The sequence below is a fragment of the Streptomyces sp. 6N223 genome (assembly GCF_052246635.1).
Classification (GTDB): Bacteria; Actinomycetota; Actinomycetes; order Streptomycetales; family Streptomycetaceae; genus Streptomyces.
In genome coordinates this window covers 51374-71491 of record NZ_JBQQCA010000021.1, presented here as the reverse complement: position 1 = coordinate 71491, position 20118 = coordinate 51374, and the positions used below count along the sequence as shown (strand labels likewise).

Annotated in this window: 17 protein-coding genes; 12 read left to right on the top strand and 5 right to left on the bottom strand. The window is 74.1% G+C overall.

All coding sequences use genetic code 11. The features are described 5' to 3' along the window. Positions 1-97 precede the first annotated feature (97 nt). On the bottom strand, positions 98-346 hold the full coding sequence (locus tag ACTWQH_RS15400) for an SCO4226 family nickel-binding protein (RefSeq protein ID WP_443287097.1): 249 nt from the start codon (positions 344-346) through the stop codon (positions 98-100). A gap of 244 nt (positions 347-590) precedes the next feature. Between ACTWQH_RS15400 and ACTWQH_RS15395 the strand changes: the two genes are divergently transcribed. After that, positions 591-1520 carry a hypothetical protein gene (locus tag ACTWQH_RS15395; RefSeq protein ID WP_443287096.1) on the top strand — a complete coding sequence of 310 codons (930 nt, stop codon included), beginning with the start codon at positions 591-593 and terminating at the stop codon, positions 1518-1520. A 52-nt stretch (positions 1521-1572) separates the two neighbouring features. Here the strand turns inward: ACTWQH_RS15395 and ACTWQH_RS15390 are convergent, their stop codons facing one another. Further along, positions 1573-2562, bottom strand: a complete 990-nt coding sequence (locus ACTWQH_RS15390; protein WP_443287095.1) for a threonine ammonia-lyase — start codon at positions 2560-2562, stop codon at positions 1573-1575. An 87-nt stretch (positions 2563-2649) separates the two neighbouring features. On the opposite strand from ACTWQH_RS15390, the gene ACTWQH_RS15385 reads away from it, so the two are divergent. The 3 genes from ACTWQH_RS15385 (at position 2650) to ACTWQH_RS15375 (ending at position 7462) form a co-directional block, all read left to right on the top strand. Continuing rightward, a complete protein-coding gene (locus ACTWQH_RS15385; RefSeq protein WP_443287138.1) occupies positions 2650-3558 on the top strand; it encodes a LysR family transcriptional regulator in 909 nt (302 codons plus the stop codon). Positions 3559-3609: 51 nt separating this feature from the next. After that, positions 3610-5286 carry a protein kinase domain-containing protein gene (locus tag ACTWQH_RS15380; RefSeq protein WP_443287094.1) on the top strand — a complete coding sequence of 559 codons (1677 nt, stop codon included), beginning with the start codon at positions 3610-3612 and terminating at the stop codon, positions 5284-5286. Positions 5287-5659: 373 nt separating this feature from the next. After that, a complete protein-coding gene (locus tag ACTWQH_RS15375) occupies positions 5660-7462 on the top strand; it encodes an exopolysaccharide biosynthesis polyprenyl glycosylphosphotransferase (protein ID WP_443287093.1) in 1803 nt (600 codons plus the stop codon). A gap of 14 nt (positions 7463-7476) precedes the next feature. On the opposite strand, the gene ACTWQH_RS15370 is transcribed toward ACTWQH_RS15375, so the two are convergent. Continuing rightward, the gene (locus ACTWQH_RS15370) at positions 7477-8478 is read right to left on the bottom strand and encodes a GDP-L-fucose synthase family protein (protein WP_443287092.1); all 1002 of its coding nucleotides are present in this window, start codon (positions 8476-8478) and stop codon (positions 7477-7479) included. A 30-nt stretch (positions 8479-8508) separates the two neighbouring features. On the opposite strand from ACTWQH_RS15370, the gene gmd reads away from it, so the two are divergent. The 4 genes from gmd (at position 8509) to ACTWQH_RS15350 (ending at position 13809) form a co-directional block, all read left to right on the top strand. Next, on the top strand, positions 8509-9546 hold the full coding sequence (gene gmd / locus ACTWQH_RS15365) for a GDP-mannose 4,6-dehydratase (RefSeq protein ID WP_443287091.1): 1038 nt from the start codon (positions 8509-8511) through the stop codon (positions 9544-9546). 166 nt (positions 9547-9712) lie between these two features. Continuing rightward, on the top strand, positions 9713-12472 hold the full coding sequence (locus tag ACTWQH_RS15360) for a LamG-like jellyroll fold domain-containing protein (protein ID WP_443287090.1): 2760 nt from the start codon (positions 9713-9715) through the stop codon (positions 12470-12472). Beyond that, positions 12472-12912 carry a hypothetical protein gene (locus ACTWQH_RS15355; protein WP_443287089.1) on the top strand — a complete coding sequence of 147 codons (441 nt, stop codon included), beginning with the start codon at positions 12472-12474 and terminating at the stop codon, positions 12910-12912. The genes ACTWQH_RS15360 and ACTWQH_RS15355 overlap by 1 nt, the downstream gene beginning before the upstream one ends. A 42-nt stretch (positions 12913-12954) precedes the next feature. Next, positions 12955-13809, top strand: a complete 855-nt coding sequence (locus tag ACTWQH_RS15350) for a glycosyltransferase family 2 protein (RefSeq protein WP_443287088.1) — start codon at positions 12955-12957, stop codon at positions 13807-13809. Here ACTWQH_RS15350 and ACTWQH_RS15345 read toward each other — a convergent pair. After that, complete coding sequence (locus ACTWQH_RS15345; RefSeq protein ID WP_443287087.1) at positions 13754-14929, bottom strand: glycosyltransferase; 1176 nt, start codon at positions 14927-14929, stop codon at positions 13754-13756. The two genes, ACTWQH_RS15350 and ACTWQH_RS15345, sit on opposite strands and share 56 nt — an antisense overlap. A 368-nt stretch (positions 14930-15297) precedes the next feature. Between ACTWQH_RS15345 and ACTWQH_RS15340 the strand changes: the two genes are divergently transcribed. Beyond that, positions 15298-15537 carry a hypothetical protein gene (locus ACTWQH_RS15340; RefSeq protein WP_443287086.1) on the top strand — a complete coding sequence of 80 codons (240 nt, stop codon included), beginning with the start codon at positions 15298-15300 and terminating at the stop codon, positions 15535-15537. On the opposite strand, the gene ACTWQH_RS15335 is transcribed toward ACTWQH_RS15340, so the two are convergent. Next, positions 15527-16228 (bottom strand): class I SAM-dependent methyltransferase, encoded by a 702-nt coding sequence (locus ACTWQH_RS15335; protein WP_443287085.1) that lies wholly within the window; start codon positions 16226-16228, stop codon positions 15527-15529. The genes ACTWQH_RS15340 and ACTWQH_RS15335 overlap by 11 nt on opposite strands. 241 nt (positions 16229-16469) lie before the next feature. Between ACTWQH_RS15335 and ACTWQH_RS15330 the strand changes: the two genes are divergently transcribed. The 3 genes from ACTWQH_RS15330 (at position 16470) to ACTWQH_RS15320 (ending at position 20094) form a co-directional block, all read left to right on the top strand. Continuing rightward, positions 16470-18158: a serine/threonine-protein kinase gene (locus ACTWQH_RS15330; RefSeq protein WP_443287084.1), complete on the top strand. Its 1689-nt coding sequence runs from the start codon at positions 16470-16472 to the stop codon at positions 18156-18158. Next, positions 18155-19612 carry an O-antigen polymerase gene (locus ACTWQH_RS15325; RefSeq protein WP_443287083.1) on the top strand — a complete coding sequence of 486 codons (1458 nt, stop codon included), beginning with the start codon at positions 18155-18157 and terminating at the stop codon, positions 19610-19612. The genes ACTWQH_RS15330 and ACTWQH_RS15325 overlap by 4 nt, the downstream gene beginning before the upstream one ends. 95 nt (positions 19613-19707) lie before the next feature. Continuing rightward, positions 19708-20094, top strand: a complete 387-nt coding sequence (locus tag ACTWQH_RS15320) for a hypothetical protein (protein ID WP_443287082.1) — start codon at positions 19708-19710, stop codon at positions 20092-20094. Positions 20095-20118: the final 24 nt, after the last annotated feature.

The following is a 20118-nucleotide window of genomic DNA, read 5'->3' as shown; positions in this document are numbered from 1 at the left end:
CCCCCAGCTCACCGGCATGGACGGCCGGAGGCGTCATGCGCGGGAGCGAGTCGGCCCTGATGGCGAGTCAGGGGTTGCGTACGACCGTGGGCGGACCTCAGATGCTGAGGGGCACCCGGTGGATCTCGTCGGCCCGGTGGCCCGCCTTGTCGTGGACGCGCTGCACCGCCTCGGGCGAGGGGCCACGCGAGAGGCAGTACACCGTGCCGGACTCGGGGTCCGCCCACGCCCGCTCGAAGTGCACGCCCTCCTCGGCCTCGTGGGCGAGGTCGGCCTCATGGGCCGCCTTGAGCTGGTCGGCCGTGATGTCCTTCATCCCGTGGTGGACATCCATGTATGTGGCCATGACTAGCACCTCCGACTAAGTCGTGATATTTGCCCCGTCTCCTCCCTTCCATGCTGCACCCGGGTATCGGAGGACGCGAGGCGATGGAACGATTCATGCCCTCACTGGGGGCGGGCGACGCATGACTACGTATCGTTACGGATCACTGCCAGAAATTGCCAGATATCGCTCAGTCGGCTGGAGGATAATGAACTCCTGGTGAGCAGCCTCTCGGGGAGGGAGGCCGGGGAGGGAGGGACGAGTGGTGAGCGCCGGGGACGACCCGATCACCGTCACATGGATGGTGGTCAGGGTGCTGGACTGGGAGCGGTTCGCCGCCGAGCAGTGGGGGCGGGAGCCGGTGCGGCTGTTAGGCGGGGTGGACTCGGCCGGGATTGACGCCGGGCGGGCCTGCCGGGCGGCCGTGGGCGCGGAGCCGTATGCGTTTCCTGAGCGGATGCGGGCGCCGGGGTGGCGGCTGAGCTTAGGGGATCCGCTGCGCGGGGACTTCGCGCTGTGGGCGGCGGTGCGCGACGAGCTGGTCAACCTGTGGTGGCGCGTCGGCTGGCCGCTCGCGTCGGTGGCCGCGGAGCTGGCCATGGGGAGGGGGCACACGTGCGCCCTCGGCCCCGATCACGGCCCCGGCCGGGCGGGGTTGTGCTGGGTGCTGCGCGGCGAGGTGAGCCTGCGGCTCGCGGCGGGCGCGGCCCCGGCCACCCTGGAGCTGTCCGGCTCGGCCGGGGATCTCCTCTACTGGCCGCCCGGCTTCCGCGTCGCCGAGAGCTTCCCCGAGGCGGGCGGCCCGGCGGCGGTGGTGCTGCGGCTGGCGCTGCCCGAGGGCGGCGGGAGCGGGGCGGGGGACCCGAGCGGCGCGGGTGAGCGGGCGGTGCTGCGTTCCGCCGCCGGCCTGGTCCCGGCGCCGCCGCCGCGCGCCGGCTCCGGGCTGGGCCCGGCCGACCGGATCCGGGTCACCAACCACATCGTGCGGGAGGGCGGGGCGTGGGCGGTCAACGGCCACCCCCTGCCGGAGGAGTTCGGCAAGGAGCGGGCCGAGCGGCTCCTGGACGCGCTGCCGCTCGGGCGGGAGGCGGACGTCGGCGCGCTGTGCCGCGCGGGCGGCGACGCCGGGGCGAACGCGACGCTGGAGCTGCTGCGCGCGCTGCACCGGCTGCGGGCCGTGGAGACGCTGCGCTAGCCGGCCCTCGTGCCGGTGGCGTTCGCCTGGTCCGGCCGTCCGGAGCGACGGCTCACGCCGTACATCGTCTGAGCTCGCGCTCGCTGGCGTTGGCGCCGCTGCACACGATCGCGACGCGCCGGCCCGCGAAGCGGGCGGGATCGGCCAGCAGCGCGGCCAGCGCCGTGGCGCCGGCGCCCTCGGCGAGGGTGTGGGCGTCGCGCATCATCAGCCACTGGGCGGCCGCGATCGCCTCGTCGTCCAGGAGCACGAAGTCGGCCAGGCGGTCGCGGATCATCCGCTGTGGGAGGCCGAAGCCGCAGCCCGTGGCCAGGCCCTCGACGCGGGTGCGGTTGGGGCGGGTCAGGAGACGCCCGGAGCGCCAGGAGTCGTGGGCGGCGGGCGAGGCGGCGGACTGGGCGGCGATGACGCGGCAGCGCGGCGCGACCGAGGCGGCCACCAGGCAGGCGGCGGCCGCGCCGCTGCCGCCGCCGACCGGCACGATCACGGCGTCGAGATCGGGCTCGCGCTCGAAGACCTCCAGGTAGGCGGTGGCGACCCCGGCGATCAGCTCGGGCTCGTCGCCGGCGCTCACCAGCCGCATGCCGCGCTCGGCGGCGAGGTCGGCGGCGTGGGCGCGGGCCTCGTCGAGGTCGGCTCCGTGCTCGATCAGCTCGGCGCCCAGGGCGCGGACGGCCGACGCCTTGGCGGGGTTGGGGTCCTTGGGCATGACGATGGCGCAGGGCGCCTCGAAGTGGGCGGCGGCGTACGCCAGGGACTGGGCGTGGTTGCCCGTCGAGTAGCCGGCCACGCCGCGCGCCCGCTCGGCCGGGGTCATGGAGGCCAGCAGCGTGAGGCCGCCGCGCACCTTGAACGCCCCCGTGGGCTGGGCGTTCTCGTGCTTGACGAAGACGACCGAGCCGGTGGTGGCGTTGAGCGCGGAGTAGGACCACATCGGCGTCGGGGGCAGGTGGGAGGCCAGCAGGCGGCGGGCGCGCAGCGCGTCGGTGAGGGGGGGCGCGGGCGGCGCGGGCGGCGCGGGCGGCGGCGACGTGTCAGGCATGACGCCACCGTCCCACAACCCGGACATATAGCTCCAATGATTGTTTTCGATGGAAGCATCGATGCTGTCTATGCTTCCCGCATGACCGTGCTGGACCTCACCCGGCTCCGCGTCCTCGTCGCCGTGGCCCGCGAGGGCTCGATCACCGCCGCCGCCGAGGCGCTGCACTACGCGCAGCCCTCCGTCAGCCACCACCTCGCCCGTCTGGAGGCCGAGGCCGGCGTGGTGCTGGTGCGGCGCGTCGGGCGCGGGGTGGTGCTCACCGACGCCGGTCGGCTGCTGGTGGTGCGGGCCGAGGAGATCCTCGGCCGGGTCGAGGCGGCGCGGGCCGAGCTGGCCGCCCACGCCGGGCTGCGCGCGGGCCGGGTGCGGCTGGCGGCCTTCCCCTCGGCGCTGGCCACCCTCGTGCCCCCGGCCGCCGCCCGCCTCTCGGCCGGCCATCCCGGCGTCGAGCTGGCGCTGACGGAGGCCGAGCCGCCGGAGGCGCTGACCGCGCTGCGCAACGGCGAGGTGGACGCGGCCCTGGTCTTCGAGCACGGCGAGGGCGGCCGGACCCCGGAGGGGGTGCGCAACGCCACGCTCACGCCGCTGCTGGAGGAGCCGCTGTACGTGGTCATGGCCGCCGGGGAGGACGGGGACGGCGGCCTGGGCGCGTACGCCGAGCGGAGCTGGATCGCCGGCTGCGAACGCTGCCGCGCCCACCTGGTGGCGGCGTGCGAGAGCGCCGGGTTCACCCCGCGCATCACCTTCGAGACGGACGACTACGTGGCGGTGCAGGCGCTCGTCGCCGACGGCCTCGGCGTGAGCGTGCTGCCCGGCCTGGCGCTCGCCGCCCACCGCCACCCCGGGGTGCGCACCGCCCAGCTGCCGCAGGACCGCAGGCGCGTCTCGCTCGCGATCTACGGGCGCCCGCCCGCGCCGGAGCCCGTGCGGGCGTTCGCGGAGGCGCTTGCCACCGCGACCGAGCAGTACGAAGGTACGCTGAGGGGCCCCTAACGGGGCACGCCCAGGCAGGTGTTGGGCCACGGGAACGGAACGGGGGCGCGCGTGCAGGGGACGTTGCTCGACGGCCGGTACCTGCTGGGCGAGCTGATCGGCGAAGGCGGCATGGGCGCGGTGTGGCGGGCTCGGGACACGCGGCTCGGCCGCGATGTGGCCGTGAAGACGCTGCGGAGCTTCGACCTGGTGGGGAAGGGGTCCGCCGGTGCCGCGGAGCGCTTCAAGCGCGAGGTCCGAACGGCGGGGCGGCTCAGCAGCCCGTACATCGTCACGGTCCACGACGCGGGCGAGACGCAGGTGGACGGGCGGAGCGTTCTCTACCTGGTCATGGAGCTGCTGCGGGGCCAGTCGCTCGAGGAGAGGCTGAGCGACGGCCTGCCCACCCTGGCGGAGGTGGCCGTGTGGGCCCGGCAGATATGCGGCGCTCTGGAGGTCGCCCACGCGGCCGGCGTCGTGCACCGCGACCTGAAACCGGCCAACGTGTGGGTGGGCGAGGACGGCCGCGTCAAGGTGGTCGACTTCGGCATCGCCCGCTTCCTCCACGACACGACGGGCCACACGAGGCTGACGGCGACCGGGGCGTGGATCGGGACCCCCGCGTACATGTCGCCCGAGCAGGCGCAGGGGGCCGACGAGAACCGCCCGTTGGACCAGCGCAGCGACCTGTACTCCCTGGGCTGCCTCCTCTACGAGATGGTGACCGGCGTCCCGCCGTTCCTCACCGAACAGTCGCCGATCGCCCTGATCTGGATGCACATGCAGGCCAAGCCGGTGTCACCGCGCCGGCGTCGCCAGGATCTGCCGCCCCAGTGGGAGAGGCTGATCATGGACCTGCTGAAGAAGAAGCCGGAGCGGCGCCCGCGGAGCGCCGAGGCCGTGCGGCTGCGGATCGAGGAGTGGTCCTCCCTCCGCGGACGGGCCGGAGGGGCGTTGACGGCGCCGTCGCCGGCCGACGCGACCGCCCCTCGGGTTGCTGACGCTCCGCCGGCGGCGGACGACGTGGACCGGCCTCCGCAGCAGGATCCAGACCCGCGGCGCAGCGCGGAGCTGCGCGAGAAGGCGACGGAGCGCGTCCGGCTCCGGGGAGACATACCACCGGGCGCGCTCGCCCTCCGGGAGCAGCGGGCGTTGCGCGCGGCGGGCGGACTGTCGCTGGCCGGATGGATCTTCGCCGCCCTGATCTGGTGGGGCGGCACCGACCCGCTGCTCGCGGGCGCCGTCGCGGCGGGCGCCGGCGGGCTGGGCTGGTGGCGGTTCGCGGCGTTCGTGAGCTACGTCCCCGGGACGAGGGGCAACAGGGGCTCCGACCGCGATCTCGACTGGGCCGGAAGCCTTGGCGGGTTGACGATTCTCCCCGCTCTCCTCGCGGGCTTCATCGCCTCTCCGCCGTCGTCGGTGCCCGTCTTCCTCGCGCAGGGGCTCTGGCTCCTCGCGTTCGTGGTGTTCACCGGCTTCTGGGCGGTCTTCGTCGCGGCCATGGCGCGGGGGGAGGATCACGTGCCGTCCGGGGCGGGCGTCATCAGGGTCCACCTCGTGCAGCCGGGGATGGTCGCCGCCCTCGTCGGGTGGGCGGCCGGGATGACCGCGGCCGGGGCCATGCTGGCGGCCGGCGACACGTGGTGGGTGGCGATCCTCAGTGGCGGCGGCGTCTGGCTGGGGGGTGCGATGTGGACGGCGATCGCCGGCAACGTCGCGCGGCTCGCGGCGTTGCGCAGGAGCGCGTAGCCGCCGAGCCGACGAGCCGCCGCGAGAGCCGGAAGGGCTCCGGGCGCGGTGTTCACCGAGGGGCCGCCGAGCCGGGTCTGCGACCACCGAATTCGAGGCGTGGCCCCATCCGGTCACGGTTGGTCACATCGCGCTCCCCCGCCGACCGGAGAAAACCAGTCCCTGACGCGGGCAGTTTCGGAAAGTTTCACCAAACACCAGCCAAACCGTCGTTGGATGCCCTAATCTTTTCCCGATTCGTTCACATGGGCCAAGAGTCATGGCGCGTGCTCACGGGGAGATGAGGACGCGCCTTCGTCGACTCCGCACCTCGGCACCCGCCATCGCCCGTCACTACGAGACCACTGGGGGGTTCATGCGTCGGATACCAGGCATGGCCGGAGATCCATCAGGTGCCCGGCGACCCGCGGTCCCGCGCCGCGACACCTCCCCGTGGTACGCGCCCATCGCGCTCGCCGCGGACGCGCTCGGCGCCTTCCTGCCCGTGCTCGCGGTCCACACCCTCGCCGACGAGCCCCGCCCCCTCGCCGCCGCCACCGTCGCCGCCGCCTGCTGGACGGGCGTACGGGCGGCGCACCGGCGCTACGGCGGACGGACCCTCGGCGTGGGCGAGTTCCGCGGCCTGCTGGCGGCCGTGCACGACTGGCTGATCCTGCTGGGGCTGCTGGCCATGCTACGCGCGGTGACCGGCGAACCTTCGGGCATGCTGAGCAACCTGCTGGGGCTGCTGCCCGCGCTCGTCGTGACCGCGTGGGCGGGCTGGCTGATCCACCGTCACCTCGCCCGGCAGCGCCGCGAGGCGCGGGCGGTACGCCGGGTGCTGGTGGTCGGCGAGGCGGGCCCGGCCGAGGCCGTGACCGCGCGGCTCGCGGCCCGCACGGACCATCCGTACGTCGTCATCGGCGTGGTGACCGTCGGCGGCGGAGCCCTCGCCAGCGGAACGCCACAGATGGGCCGGCTCCCGGGCGCGGCGGGCCCGCCGGCGGAGGACGCGCCACCGCACGGCCCGGGGCGGGAGGCCCCGGGCGGGCTTCCCGCCGTCACGACACACGCCACAAGCCCCGACGTGCCCGAGGGCCCCTGGGCGGAGGCGGAGACCGGAGCCGAAGCCCTGCCCGTCAGTTGGCCGGCCACCGGACCCGGGACGGAGGCGCCGGGCGCGCCCATCTGGTCAGCGGCCTCCGCCGCGGGCGGGCCCGCCGAACCGGGGACGGAGGCGCCCGGGGCGGCGGCCTCGCCCGAGGCGTTCGCCGACGCGCTCGCCGACGCCCTCCCCGACGCGCTCCCCGGCGGCCTGACGGCCGCCGCGCCGCCGCCCGACGTGGTGCCCGACAGCCCCGACGGCCCCACGGTCGTGGCCGCCGCCCGCCGCCACGCCGCCGACCTCGTGCTGGTCGTGCCCGGCAGCCTGGTCACCGGCGAACGCCTGCGCAGCCTGTCCTGGGCCGTGCAGGACGCGGGCCTGTCGCTGGCCGTCGCCTCCGGCCTGACCGAGGTGGCGCGCCGCCGCGTCAGCCTCGCCACCGCCGCCGGGCTGAACCTCCTCCACGTCGCCGCCCCGACCCGCCGCGGCGCGCAGCCCGCGCTCAAGTCCGTGCTCGACCGCGCCGGCGCCGCGCTGGGTCTGGTCCTGCTCTCCCCCCTGTTCGCCCTCCTGGCCCTGGCGGTGCGGCTGGACTCCCCCGGCCCCGCCCTCTACCGCCAGACCCGCATCGGCCACCACGGCGCCCCGTTCACCCTCCTGAAGTTCCGCACCATGATCGACGGCGCCGAACACCTGCGCTCCCGCCTGGAGCCGGCCAACGAGCACGGCGGCCGGCCCCTGTTCAAGATCCGCCGCGACCCGCGGATCACGCGCCTGGGCCGCCTGCTGCGCCGCACCTCCCTGGACGAGCTGCCGCAGCTCGTCAACGTGCTGCGCGGCGAGATGTCGCTGGTCGGCCCGCGCCCGCCGCTGCCGGAGGAGGTCGCCCGCTACGGCGTGGTCGAGCTGCGCAGGCTGGCGGTCAAACCGGGCCTGACCGGCCTGTGGCAGGTCAGCGGGCGCTCCGAGCTCTCCTGGGACGAAGGGCTGGCGCTCGACCTCGCCTACGCCGACAACTGGTCGGTCACCGGCGACCTCGACGTGCTGGCCCGCACCGTCCGCGCGGTCATCGACGGCCGCGGCGCGTACTGAACCGGCCCACGGAGTCAGGGAGTATCACTGTGCAGCCACCACTCGTAGGTCTCGCGAGCGCCGCGCTCCAGCGGGACGTTCGGGACGAAGCCGAGCGCGCGCAGCCGGCCGACGTCCAGCAGCTTGCGCGGCGTTCCGTCGGGGCGTGTGCGGTCCCAGCCGATGCGGCCGGTGAAGCCGACGGCCCCGGCCACCGTGCGGGCGAGCTCGGCGATGGTCAGGTCCTCGCCGCAGCCCACGTTGACCGGCGCCTCGCCGTCGTAGCGGCGCAGCAGCAGCAGGCAGGCGCGGGCGGCGTCCTCGCTGTGCAGGAACTCACGGCGCGGCGTGCCGCTGCCCCACAGCACCACCTCGTCCCGGCCCTCCTTCCGCGCCTCGTGGAAGCGGCGGATGAGCGCGGGCAGCACGTGAGAGGTCTCGGGGTCGAAGTTGTCCCGGGGACCGTAGAGATTCGTCGGCATCGCCGCGATGTACGAGCGGCCGAACTGCCGGCGGTAGGCGCGCACCTGCGAGATCCCCGCGATCTTCGCCAGGGCGTACGGCTCGTTGCTCGGCTCCAGCGGCCCGGTCAGCAGCGCGTCCTCCGGGATGGGCTGCGGGGCGAGTCTCGGGTATATGCAGGAGGAGCCGAGGAACAGCAGCCGGTTGACGTCCGCCGCGTGCGCGCCGGCGATCACGCTGAGCTGAATGAGCAGGTTCTCCTCGAGGAACGGCACGGGATACCGCTGGTTCGCCATGATCCCCCCCACCCTGGCGGCGGCCAGCACCACCGCGTCCGGCCGCGTGCCGACCAGGAACTCCCTGGTCCGCGCCGCGTCCCGCAGGTCGAGCCGCTCCCGGCCCCGCGTGATCACCTCGTGGCCCTCGTCCGCCAGCACGCGGGCGACGGCCGAGCCGACCAGGCCCCGGTGGCCCGCCACGAACACCCGGGCACCGGGCGGCAGCAGGCCGGACGCCTGGTCGCTGTCTCTTCGTTCGTCGTCCTGAGTGGCCTCGGCCCTCGTGGCTTCATTCATACCCGCATCATCCCGCTGGGGGATCACATCATGAGCAACGCCTCGGCAAACACCTCAAACAAGACCGCACTCATCACCGGTGTCACCGGTCAGGACGGCTCGTACCTCGCCGAACTGCTGCTGGACAAGGGGTACACCGTGCACGGCGTGGTGCGGCGCTCCTCCTCGTTCAACACCGAGCGGATCGACCACATCTACCAGGACCCGCAGCAGCCCCGCCGGACGCTGATGCTGCACTACGCCGACCTCACGGACGGCGTCGCGCTGGTCAACCTGCTGCGCGAGCTGCGCCCCGACGAGGTGTACAACCTGGGCGCGCAGTCGCACGTCCGCGTCTCCTTCGACGCGCCGCTGTACACCGGGGAGGCGACCGGGCTCGGCACGCTGCGGCTGCTGGAGGCGATACGCGCCAGCGGCGTCGAGACCCGCATCTACCAGGCGTCGTCCTCGGAGATGTTCGGCTCCGCCCCGCCACCGCAGAACGAGCGCACCCCCTTCCACCCGCGCAGCCCCTACGGCTGCGCCAAGGTCTACAGCTACTGGTCGACCGTCAACTACCGTGAGGCCTATGGCCTGTTCGCGGTGAACGGCATCCTGTTCAACCACGAGTCGCCACGCCGGGGCGAGACCTTCGTCACCCGCAAGATCAGCCGGGCCGTGGCCCGCATCAGGGCCGGGCTGCAGGACCGGCTCTACCTGGGGAATCTGGACGCGATCCGCGACTGGGGGTACGCCCCCGAGTACGTCGAGGCGATGTGGCGGATGCTCCAGCAGGACGAGCCCGACGACTACGTGCTGGCGACGGGGGTGCCCGCGAGCGTGCGGCAGTTCCTGGAGGCGGCGTTCGCGGCAGGGGGCCTGGACTGGCGGGAGCATGTGGCGTTCGACGCGAAGTACGAGCGGCCGAGTGAGGTGCACGCGCTGGTGGGGGACGCGGCGAAGGCGCGGGAGCTGCTGGGGTGGGAGCCGGCGGTGCGGTGGCGGGAGCTGGCGGAGCTGATGGTGGAGGCGGACATCGAGACCCTCGACGCGGAGCTGAGCGGCGCGCGCGTCCGCATCGACCGCTGAGAGGCTTCCCGCCCGCTCTGTCCCCCGCGAGAGCCGGGGGTGGGGGGATGACGGCGGCAACGCCCAATGCGCCCCGGGCGCACGACGCAGAGGACACAACCACCGACGTGGCCCGTTGGTCTCACTCAGGAGGCCCACGGCGACCCGAGGGGAATCGATAAGAACGATGAGCACACAACGAGCGCGGCGAGCCGCGCTATGCGCGGCCCTCGCCGTCACGGCAGGCGCGCTCGCCGCGCTTCCGAGCGGCTCCGCCCCCGCCCTCACCCCGCCGCTGTCCATGACCGCCGAGCACCTGCCGACCTGGCAGACGAACGGCATCGTCTACGCCATGGCGGAGGCGGACGGCACGGTCTTCGTCGGCGGCACCTTCTCCACGATCCGCCCGCCCGGCGCCGCCTCCGGCACGCGGGAGCGGCCCGCCGTCAACTTCGCCGCCTTCGACGCGGCCACGGGCGCGCCGGCCGACTGCTCGATGTCGTTCACGATCGGCTCCGGCACCGCCCAGGTGCGGGCGATGGACGTCTCCCCCGACGGCGAGACGCTGTACGTCGGCGGCAGCTTCGGCTCGGCGGGCGGCTCCGGCGCCTCGTCGCTGGCGGCCATCGACATCGACACCTGCACCCGCGTCGGCTCCTTCCGGCCCTCCGCCAACGGCATCGTGCGCGCCATCGCCGCCACCGACGACCGGGTCTACCTGGGCGGCGACTTCACGCAGATCAGCGGCGAGTCGCACGCCCGCTTCGCGGCCCTGACCACGGCCGGCGCGGTGGTGGACGGCTGGACGGCCGACGCCGACGAGATCGGCAAGGCGGTGGAGGTCACCCCGGACGGCGAACACGTGCTGCTGGGCGGCGACTTCTTCACCGTCAACGGCGACGACTCGCACGCCCTGGCCGTGGTGAGCGCGGACAGCGGCGAGGTGGAGCGGGCCTACCCGGAGGGCTTCATCCCGACCGCCTCCACGGTGCAGGACATCTACGCCGACGCCACCGGCTTCTACACCGGCAACGAGGGCTCGGGCGGCGGCGTCTTCGACGGGCGCATCGCGCTCGACCTCGACACCTTCGAGGAGCGCTGGCGCGACACCTGCCTGGGCGCCACCCAGGCCGTCCAGGTCCACGACGACGTGCTCTACAGCGGCCACCACGCCCACAACTGCTCCAGCATGGGCGCCTTCCCCAACCAGTCGCGCTACCACCTGCTCGCCCAGTCGGTGGACGACCCGAAGCTGCTGGGCTGGTTCCCCAACACCAACGACGGCCTCGGCGAGGCGCTGGGCCCGCGCGTCATGGCCGTGGCGGAGAACCTGCCGGGCGAGGACCGCGACTACCTGTGGGTGGGCGGCGGCTTCACCACGGTCAACGGGCAGGCGCAGTGGGGCCTGACCCGCTTCGCCACCTCCCCCGACAGCGGCAGGCCGACGGCGCCCGAGGCGCACGCGGCCAGCACCCGGCCGGGCGAGATCGACGTCACCTGGCGCGCCAGCCAGGACCTGGACGACAGCCTGCTGACCTACCGCGTCTACCGCGACGGCGGCAGCGAGCCGGTCCACTCCGTGCAGGCCGAGTCGGTGCCGTGGCTGCGGCCGCAGCTGGCGTTCACCGACACCGGCGTGCCGGAGGGCGAGAGCCACAGCTACCGCATCACCGCCACCGACGGCGCGGGCAACGTCAGCACGCTCTCCCCCGCCGTCACCGCCACCTCGGCCGCCGGCACGGAGCCGTACGTGGAGGAGGTGCTGGCGGACGACCCGCTGCTGTACTGGCGTTACGACGAGACCGCCGGCAACTTCGCCTCGGACGCCTCGGGCAACGCCTCAAGCGGCGTCCACCGGGGCGGGCCGCAGCGCGGCGTCACACCGGGCGCGGTGCCGGGCCCGCAGGCGGCGTCGGTGGGCCACGACGGGGCGGACTCCTACACCTACAGCGACGACGTGTACTCGGGCGTGACCCGCTACACGCTGGAGACGTGGTTCAGGACGACGACCGACGAGGGCGGCAAGCTCATCGGGATGGGCGACCGCATCCTGGAGGAGAGCTACAGCCACGACAACAACGTCTACATGCTGAACGACGGGCGGCTGCGGTTCGCCCTCTTCAACGGCACCTTCCGGACGGCGACCAGCACCAGTGCGTACAACGACGGCGAGTGGCACCACGTGGCCGCGTCGGTCGGCTCGCGCGGCATGGAGCTGTACGTGGACGGCGAACGCGTCGCCCGCAACTTCCTCGTCACCTCCGCCCGCAACCTGTCCGGCTACTACTGGCACACCGGCGGGGACAACCTGGACCGCTTCCCCGGCCAGCCGGCGAGCGACTACTTCGCGGGGCAGCTCGACGAGACGGCCGTCTACGGCAGCCAGCTGCCGGCCGACCGGATCGCCGCCCACCTGGGCGCGGCCGAGGCCCCCGGCGACTCGGTGACGACGCTGGAGCCCGCCGCCGACACGTACGTCAACGGCGCGGCGACCGGCACCTCCTACGGCTCCCACCAGCAGCTCGCGGTGCGCGGCAGCAGCCCGTACGAGAGCTACCTGCGCTTCGCCGACCTGCCCGGGGCACCGGCCGGGACGGTGCTGAAGGGCGCGGCGCTGCGGCTGACGGTCGGCGGGGACTCGTTCTCCGGCTCCGGCGACGACGTCGCGGTGGTGCCGGTGGAGGGGTCGTGGACGGAGTCCGGCACGACGTACGCCGGAAGGCCGGCGCTGGGCGAGGGGACGCTGGGGACGCTCAGCGCGCCGAGCGCACCGGGCGGCGTGCAGACCGTGCCGCTGGACCGGGCGACGGTTGAGGCGGCGCTGGGCGGCGGCGAGCTGGACCTGGCGCTGGTCGGCGAGGGCACCGACAGCCTGTGGCTGTGGGCGCGCGAGGCCACGCAGAGCGGGTACCGGCCGCAGCTGGTGCTGACGTTCGGGGCGCCGTGATGCGGCGGGCGCTGGCGGCGGCGACGCTCGCCGCGGGGCTGCTGCTCGCCGGGTGCGGCGGCGGCGGCGGGGACGAGAAGGAGGAGGCGGCGGCCGCCGAGACGCCGGGGGCGGGGGCGGAGGCCGCCGTCCCGGGCGAGCCCGGCGCGGCCGACGGCATCCCGGACGAGACCGTCCCGACCGAGGAGCTCACCCCGCCCGAGGGCGCCTTCACGCGCGAGCAGCGGGCGTACCTGACCGACCGGGTGCCGGTGGGCGCGGACCCGGCGGCGATCCTCCTGCTCGGCGCCGAGGCGTGCGAGCGGATCGGCTACCTGGAGCGGCACGACCCCGACGGCGTGGTGGCGGCGTTGCGCGACGGCGAGATCCCGGACGCCGGGGCCGCCATCGAGCACCTGTGCCCGGAGTACGCCGACCTGTGGGCCCAGGCCCAGCAGTAGCCCGCCGGCAGTCCGTCGACAGAAGAGAAGAGAGGTGAACGGGTGCCAAGACTCCCGATCGTCGTCATCATCCCGACCCGGAACGAGGCGGCGAACATCACCGGCGCGGTGCGGTCGGTCATCGACCACGTCACGGCCGTGGTCGTGGTCGACTCCGACAGCACCGACGACACCCGGCTACTGGCGAAGGCGGCGGGCGCCGAGGTGGTGCCGTACGAGTGGGACGGCCGGTACCCGAAGAAGAAGCAGTGGTGCCTGGAGAACGTCCGCACCGAGACCGACTGGGTGCTCTTCCTCGACGGCGACGAGACGGCGTCGGGGGCGCTCCTCGCCGAGCTGTGCCGCATCTTCCTCGACGGCCGCCGCGTGCGGCCCGCCGCCTTCGACATCCCGCTGGGGTACTGGTTCGCCGGGCGTCGGCTGCGGCACGGCCACACCATCGTCAAGCGGGCGCTGGTGGACCGCACCCGCGTCCGCTTCCCCGAGCCCGACGACCTCGACGCGCCCGGCATGGGCGAGCAGGAGGGCCACTACCAGCCGCTGGCCGACCCGGTGTTCCGGCTGCGCACGCCGATCGAGCACCGCGACCTGGACCCGGTGCGGACGTGGTTCGAGCGGCACAACCGGTACTCGGACTGGGAGGCGTGGCTGGAGGGCCGGCCGGAGGTGCGCGAGCGGATCCGCACCGCCAAGACCCGGCAGGGCCGGCTCTTCCACCGCGCGCCGCTGAAGCCGCTGCTGTCCTTCGCCTACGCCTACGTCTGCCGGTGCGGCTTCCTCGACGGCCGCGCCGGGCTCGACTACGCCCTGGCGATGAGCTTCTACCGCTGGCAGATCGGGCTCAAGGCGCGGGAGGGGCGGGAGGCGCGGGAGGCGGGGTCGGCCGGGCGCGAGTGACGACCCCGGCGTAGACGTCCTGGAGGGTGTCGACCACCGAGTCGAGGGTGAAGCGCTCCCGGACGAGGCCGAAGGCGGCCCGGGAGGCGGCGTCGTTGGCGGCCGGGTCGAGCAGCTCCAGCACGGCGCGGGCAATGTCGTCCGCGCCCCCGGTCACGACGCGGCCGGCGCCGGCGCGTTCGACGTCGGGCGCCAGGCCGGTGGTGCGGGTCACGACCACGGGGGTGCCGACCGACATCGCCTCCAGCACGGCCATGGAGAACGCGTCCTGCACCGAGGGCACCACCAGCGCGCTGGCCCGCCGCAGCTCGGCCATGGCCTCGGGTGGGTCGAGCGCGCCCAGGTGGTCCAGCGAGCCGCGCACGCCCAGGCGTTCGGCCAGGGCCAGGGTCCCGGCCAGGGCGCCGGTGTCGGGACCGGCGATCACGAAGCGGGTGCGCGGCTCCTTCTCCAGCACGGCGGGCATGGCGCCGACGAAGTCCTCGGGGCGCTTCCCGGCCTGCACCCGCGCCAGGTACAGCACGCGCGGCGGCTCGGCGGCGTCCGGCTCGCGGCGGTGCCGCTGCGCGCGTACGCCGTTGACCAGCCGGAACGCCGGGGCCGTCGGCCGGGGCGCCACGACGGCCGCGGTCTCCTCCCGCTCGCGGTCCGTCAGGTGCAGCACGGCGTCGGCCTCGCGCAGCACGCGCCTGACGCCGAGCCGGTCCACGAGCCGCGCGACGGGCTTGTCGGTCGGGTCCACCATGCCGTGGGTCTGGAGCACCAGCGGCGTCCCGGCGGCGAGGGTCAGCAGCGCGAAGGGCAGCGTGACGAGGTCCCGCATCAGGTGCACGTGGACGACGTCCGCCGAGCGGGCGTATGCCCACGCCCGCGCCAGCAGCGCGCCCGAGGTGATGCCGCTGACCTCGAAGCGGGGCGCCACGTGCCGGGCCCGGAACAGCCGCACCGGAACGCCCTCGACCCACCTGGGGAGCTCTCCGTCGAAGTCGTCCCCCAGCGCGGCGACCACGGCGCGGTCACCGCGCTCGCGCAGCCCCCGGCAGAGGTTGAGCGCCACCCGCGTCGGACCCCCGAACGCGTGGGTGGGCGTATGCAGCGTCACCACGTGCAGCACCTTCACGGGATCACCCTAGCGAAGCCACGAAATCTCGTGCGGGTGCGTGCCGCTGAGGCCGAGTTCGCGCGTCACATCGCCCGCCACGTCAGCAACGGGGAGGAGACCGACTACCCCTTCATCGCCAACTACTCCAAGGGCCTGCCGCACAACGAGTGAGTGCGAGGTCGTCCCGGACGCCCACCGCAGGCTGCGGCGGGCGGCGACCACCGGCGAGTTCGACGACTTCGAGCGGATACCGATGGGCGGCGCCCTGAAGCTGGTCAACCCGCAGGCGGGGGGCGGGTTCGACCTTCACGCGCTTCAAGGCGTGGTTCGACGAGTCCCACCCGGTCGCCGACCCGGTGGTCCCCTCCGAGGACGGCACGCGCCGTGTGCCGTACGAGGGCGAGGACGCCGGCCGGCTCACCGTCGGCGGCGAGCTGAACCAGCTGGCCGCCAACGTCGCCATCGGCCGCAGCATGGGCGGCGTCCACTGGCGCACGGACTACTCGGAGGCGGTGCGGCTGGGCGAGGAGATCGCCAGCGCCATCCTCCGCGAGGTCACCGACACCACCCTGGAGGACGCCCACTTCACCCTCAGCCGCTTCGACGGCACGACCATCACGATCTGAGCGAGGCGGTGCGCTGCCCGGGGCCGGTCGGCGGACCGGTGCCGGGCAGCGCCTGCGTCACCCGCCACAGGCGGCGCGGCAGCTCCCCCTCCTCGAAGGGGCGCACCTCGCGCAGCTCCCAGCCCTCGGCCAGCTCGTCGACGAGCGCGCGCGGGAAGAAGTGGACGGCGAAGCCGCCGTGTTCGTAGACGTCGTCGCCGTGGGCGGTGCCGGTGCCGTAGTGGGCGTCGCCGGTGTGGCGGACGGTGTAGACGAAGACGCCGCCCGGCCGCAGCACGCGGCGGACCTCGGCGACCAGGCCGTGGATCTCCTTGGTGGACAGCGCCATGCACAGCAGCATGTGGGCGTACGCGCCGTCCACCGAGCCGTCCGGCAGCGGCAGCGGCCGGCGCACGTCGTGGACGACGGTGCGCACGTGGTCCGACAGCCCCTCGGCGCCGGCGTCGCGCCGCAGCTGTTCAAGCCCGACCGCGCTGAAGTCGGTCGCGGTCACGGTGCACCCGGAGCGGGCGAGGTGCAGGGTGTCCCGCCCGTGCCCGGCGCCCAGCTCCAGCACCTGCCGTGCGCCCGCCGCCCGGAACGCCCCGGCCGCGTGCCGCGCGGGCGCGGAGGGCTCGCCGCCGTACATCCAGGGGTGCGCGGCGTAGGTCTCCTCCCAGTGCCGCCGCTGGTCGTTTCCCAGTCCCGCCATGGCCGTCAACAGTAGCCTGTGGCGGGAGGGGAGGACGGCCTGAGAGGCCCGCGTGGGTGGCGTGGACTTCGCACGGGTGCCGGAGTGGAGCGCGGACCCGGACGCGGCGGACATGTTCTGTTACCGGCTGACGTGCGTCGTCACGGATGCGTCACGGCGTGCCGGGCCGGACGGAGGACCCCGCCACATCCCCCATACTGGGCCTGCACAATGACCGATGATCGGGGGAACGGGGTACACCGTGAAACCACTGGGCCAGGGAGATCCGCAGACGCTCGGCCAGTACCGCCTCCTGCGGGCGCTGGGTTCGGGCGGCATGGGCCGCGTCTTTCTCGGGCGTTCCGCGCAGGGCCGCATGGTGGCGGTCAAGCTCATCCACCCGCAGTTCGCGGCCGAGCCGGAGTTCCGGCGCCGCTTCGAGCGCGAGGTGGCCGCCGCGGTACGGGTGGGCGGGCAGTGGACGGCTCCCGTGCTCGACGCCGACACCACGGGGGAGATCCCGTGGGTGGCCACCGGCTACGTGGCGGGGCCACCGCTGCAGCGGGTCGTGGACGAGCTGTACGGTGCCCTGCCGGAGTCCACGCTGTGGCGGCTGGCGGACGGGCTGGCTCAGGCGTTGACGGCCATCCACGGCAGCGGGCTGGTGCACCGCGACCTGAAGCCGTCGAACGTGATGGTCACCGTCGACGGCCCGAAGGTCATCGACTTCGGCATCGCCCGCGCCGCCGACGCCAGCGTCGTCACCCGCACCGGCGCGGTGATCGGCTCGCCCGGCTTCATGTCGCCCGAACAGGTCCGGGGCGAGCGCCTCGACGCCTCCAGCGACATCTTCAGCTTCGGCGCGGTGCTGGCGTTCGCCGCGAACGGGTCCGGCCCGTTCGACACCGAGGACAGCGCCGTGCACGCCATGATGTACCGGGTCGTCGCCGAGCCGCCCGAGCTGGGCCGCCTGGCGGGCCCGCTGCGCGAGCTGGTGGCGAGCTGCCTGGCGAAGGAGGCGGGCGACCGGCCCGCCCTGGCGGACATCGCACGGCTCGCGGTCGGCCATGGCGGCAGCGGGCCGTGGCTGCCGCCGGAGCTGACCGACCGTCTCGCCCGGGATGCGGCGGCGCTGCTCGACCTCGAGGGGCCGGAAGCCACGCAGCTCGCCCAGCCCGCGCCCGCGGCCCCTGCCGTTCCCGCCGCCCCCGTCCCCGCCGTGCCGACCATGACCGCCGCCACCACGCCGCAGCCCGGATACGCCACGCCGCCCCCGCCGCCCGGCTACCACACCCCGCCGCCCGGGTACCACACCCCGCCGCCGACCGGATACGTGACGCAGCCGCAGGGTCCCGTCGGCCCCCCGAGCCGGGGCCGGGGCCGCTCCCTCGTCATCGCCGCCGTGGCGGGCGCGCTGGTGGCGGGCATCGCGCTGGTCTCGGCGGTCTCCCTCCTCGGCGGCGACAGCGACAGCGGCGACACCGGCGACACCGCGAACGGCGGGGAGTCCTCCCAGCCCGCCCAGCCGACCCAGGATGACGGGCAGGCCACAGACGACGAGCCGACGGCCGGGGACCAGCCCTCCACCGAGGAGGAGACCCCGGCCGAGGAGGCCAAGGAGCCGGGCGAGGAGGGCTACTTCGAGGGCGACTGGGCGGGCACGTACACCCAGGACGACATCGTCATCGAAACCGTGGAGGTGGACTACACCGGCGGCGAGGTCGGCGAGACCGTGGCGTCGGTGCGGTACCCGTCGCTGGAGTGCACCGCGACCTGGCGTCTCGAGCAGGAGAGCGCGGAGGTGATCGTGGTGTACGAGCAGGCCACCTCCGGTGACTGCATCAACACCGAGATCACGCTGACGGCCATTGATGCCTTCACGATGTCCTACTTCTTCGAATCCGACTACTTTGCATCCGGCGACGGCGAGGGCGAGCTGAAACGGCAGTGAGCACCGAGGCGGCGCGGCGCGGCACGTGGGGGGTGCGGCCCTCGCGGCCGCCCGTCTCGCTGCCGCTGTCGCTGCCGCTGATCGGCGGCGTGGTGGGGGCGTTGCCCCTCTTCGTGGCGGCGCAGCCGGGCGAGGGCACGCGCGACACCACCTTCTGGCTCCAGCTCGTGGTGGCCTGCTACGCCGGGGTGCGGCTGTGCGCCATGGTCCTGTCGGGGCGGCGGCGGCTGGTGCAGGGGGCGTTCTGGCTCTTCGGCTACCTGGCCATGGGCATCGCGCCGCTGGCGCAGAGCGTGCTGGGCCGCGACCCGACACCCGTGCTGGGCCCCCGCTCGGACACCGAGCTGGCCACCGCGCTCGTGCTGTGCGGCATGGCCGCCTTCGACGTCGGCGCGCTGCTGGCGCGGCACCGGCCGAGCCTGCGCAGCCGGCGCCGCCCGGCGGCGACCGTCCACCGGACGCGCCTGTACCTGCTGGTCGCCCTCTCCTACGCGGCCAGCGCGTACCTCATCCTCCGCGTCGGCGGCGTCGGGGTGTTCTTCACCAGCCGCGAGGGCCTCTCGACCAGCCTGAGCTCGGCGACGGGCGCGGAGTCGGGCGAGGCGGGCAACGCGCTGCTGCGCGGCTTCGGGACGGTGCCGGCGCTGCTGTCGATGCTGTTCCTGACGCGCTGGCTGGTGACCTCCCGCCGCGCGCGGCGCCGCCCGGAGGTGCTGCTGCCCTGGGCTGGGCTGCTGGTGATCAACGCGATCGTCAACAACCCCGTCGCCAACCCGCGCTACTGGTTCCTGACGGTGCTGTTCGCGCTGCTGTTCACCCTCTTCCCGCGCAGCCCCGTGATGTACCGGGCGGCCCTCGCGATGGGCGTGGTGATCGCGCTGCTGATCTTCCCCTTCTCCGACCGGTTCCGCTACGACGAGCAGGGGCAGCGGCCGGTGGAGACGGGGTCGCTGCTGGAGCCCCTGGTCGTCAAGGACTACGACCAGGTCAACATGTTCGCCAACACCATCACGTACGCCGGTGACGGCAACGGCCACACCTACGGCGAGCAGCTGGCGGGCGCGGCGCTGTTCTTCGTGCCGCGCGCGGCCTGGGAGGGCAAGGCGGAGGACACGGGGTTCGTGATCGGCGAGTGGATGGGCACCGACAGCCCCAACCTCTCCTCGCCGCTGTGGGCCGAGCTGTGGCTGGACTTCGGGCCGCTGGGGATGACGGCCGGGTTCCTGGCGGTGGGCTACCTCGCGGCCCGCACCGACCGCCGGTACGTGCAGCGGACGGTGGACGACCCCTCGCCCGGCAACGTGCTGGCGGTGGTGGTGCCCGTGCTGGCGGGCTACAGCTTCATCCTGCTGCGCGGCTCGCTGCTCCAGGCCTCCGGCCGCATCGGCATCGCGCTGCTGTGCCTGGCGTTGGTCACCACCTTCCGGGAGGGCGGCCGGTCGCGGCTGTCTTGACGAGTGAGCTTCCGGGAACCCTCCCCGGCCCGGGCCGGTAGGACTGTGCCACGGCCAACCGCCGTACGCGCACAGTGGCATGGGAGGAGAGGGTCGTGGGAGTCGAGGATGAGGTGAGCCGGGATGGCGCCAGGTGGGTGTATCTGGGAACGGCGCTGCTCTCGTTCACGGTGATCGGGCTGTTCCTGGCGTGGGTCGTCCCGTTCACCGTCCTGAGGGGAACCAGGGATCGATGGCTCCAGAGGCACGCCACGGCGGTCCTGAACTTCGCCCTCACCGCGCTCTGCTCGATGCTTGTCGCCTATTGCGGGTATGCGGGGCTCTCCGCGTCCGCGGGAGCAGGCCTGGCGGGATTGCTGCTGTGGCTGTGGGCGGGGTACCTCATGGTCGGGTTGATCGGACTGCTGGTCGGGGCCGTGCGGACCGGACGGGGCCGGAGTTTCACTCTCCTCGAGTCGATCTCGTGGGAGCTGGTGGACTGAGCCTTGCCTTGCCGGGTGGCGGCA

Excerpts from the sequence above, each read along its gene's own strand:
- gmd (WP_443287091.1), top strand. The coding sequence starts at position 8,509 with ATGAGCAACGCCTCGGCAAACACCTCAAACAAGACCGCACTCATCACC.
- ACTWQH_RS15355 (WP_443287089.1), top strand. The coding sequence starts at position 12,472 with ATGCGGCGGGCGCTGGCGGCGGCGACGCTCGCCGCGGGGCTGCTGCTC.
- ACTWQH_RS15370 (WP_443287092.1), bottom strand. The coding sequence starts at position 8,478 with ATGAATGAAGCCACGAGGGCCGAGGCCACTCAGGACGACGAACGAAGA.
- ACTWQH_RS15390 (WP_443287095.1), bottom strand. The coding sequence starts at position 2,562 with ATGCCTGACACGTCGCCGCCGCCCGCGCCGCCCGCGCCGCCCGCGCCC.
- ACTWQH_RS15335 (WP_443287085.1), bottom strand. The coding sequence starts at position 16,228 with ATGGCGGGACTGGGAAACGACCAGCGGCGGCACTGGGAGGAGACCTAC.
- ACTWQH_RS15400 (WP_443287097.1), bottom strand. The coding sequence starts at position 346 with ATGGCCACATACATGGATGTCCACCACGGGATGAAGGACATCACGGCC.
- ACTWQH_RS15360 (WP_443287090.1), top strand. The coding sequence starts at position 9,713 with ATGAGCACACAACGAGCGCGGCGAGCCGCGCTATGCGCGGCCCTCGCC.
- ACTWQH_RS15375 (WP_443287093.1), top strand. The coding sequence starts at position 5,660 with ATGGCCGGAGATCCATCAGGTGCCCGGCGACCCGCGGTCCCGCGCCGC.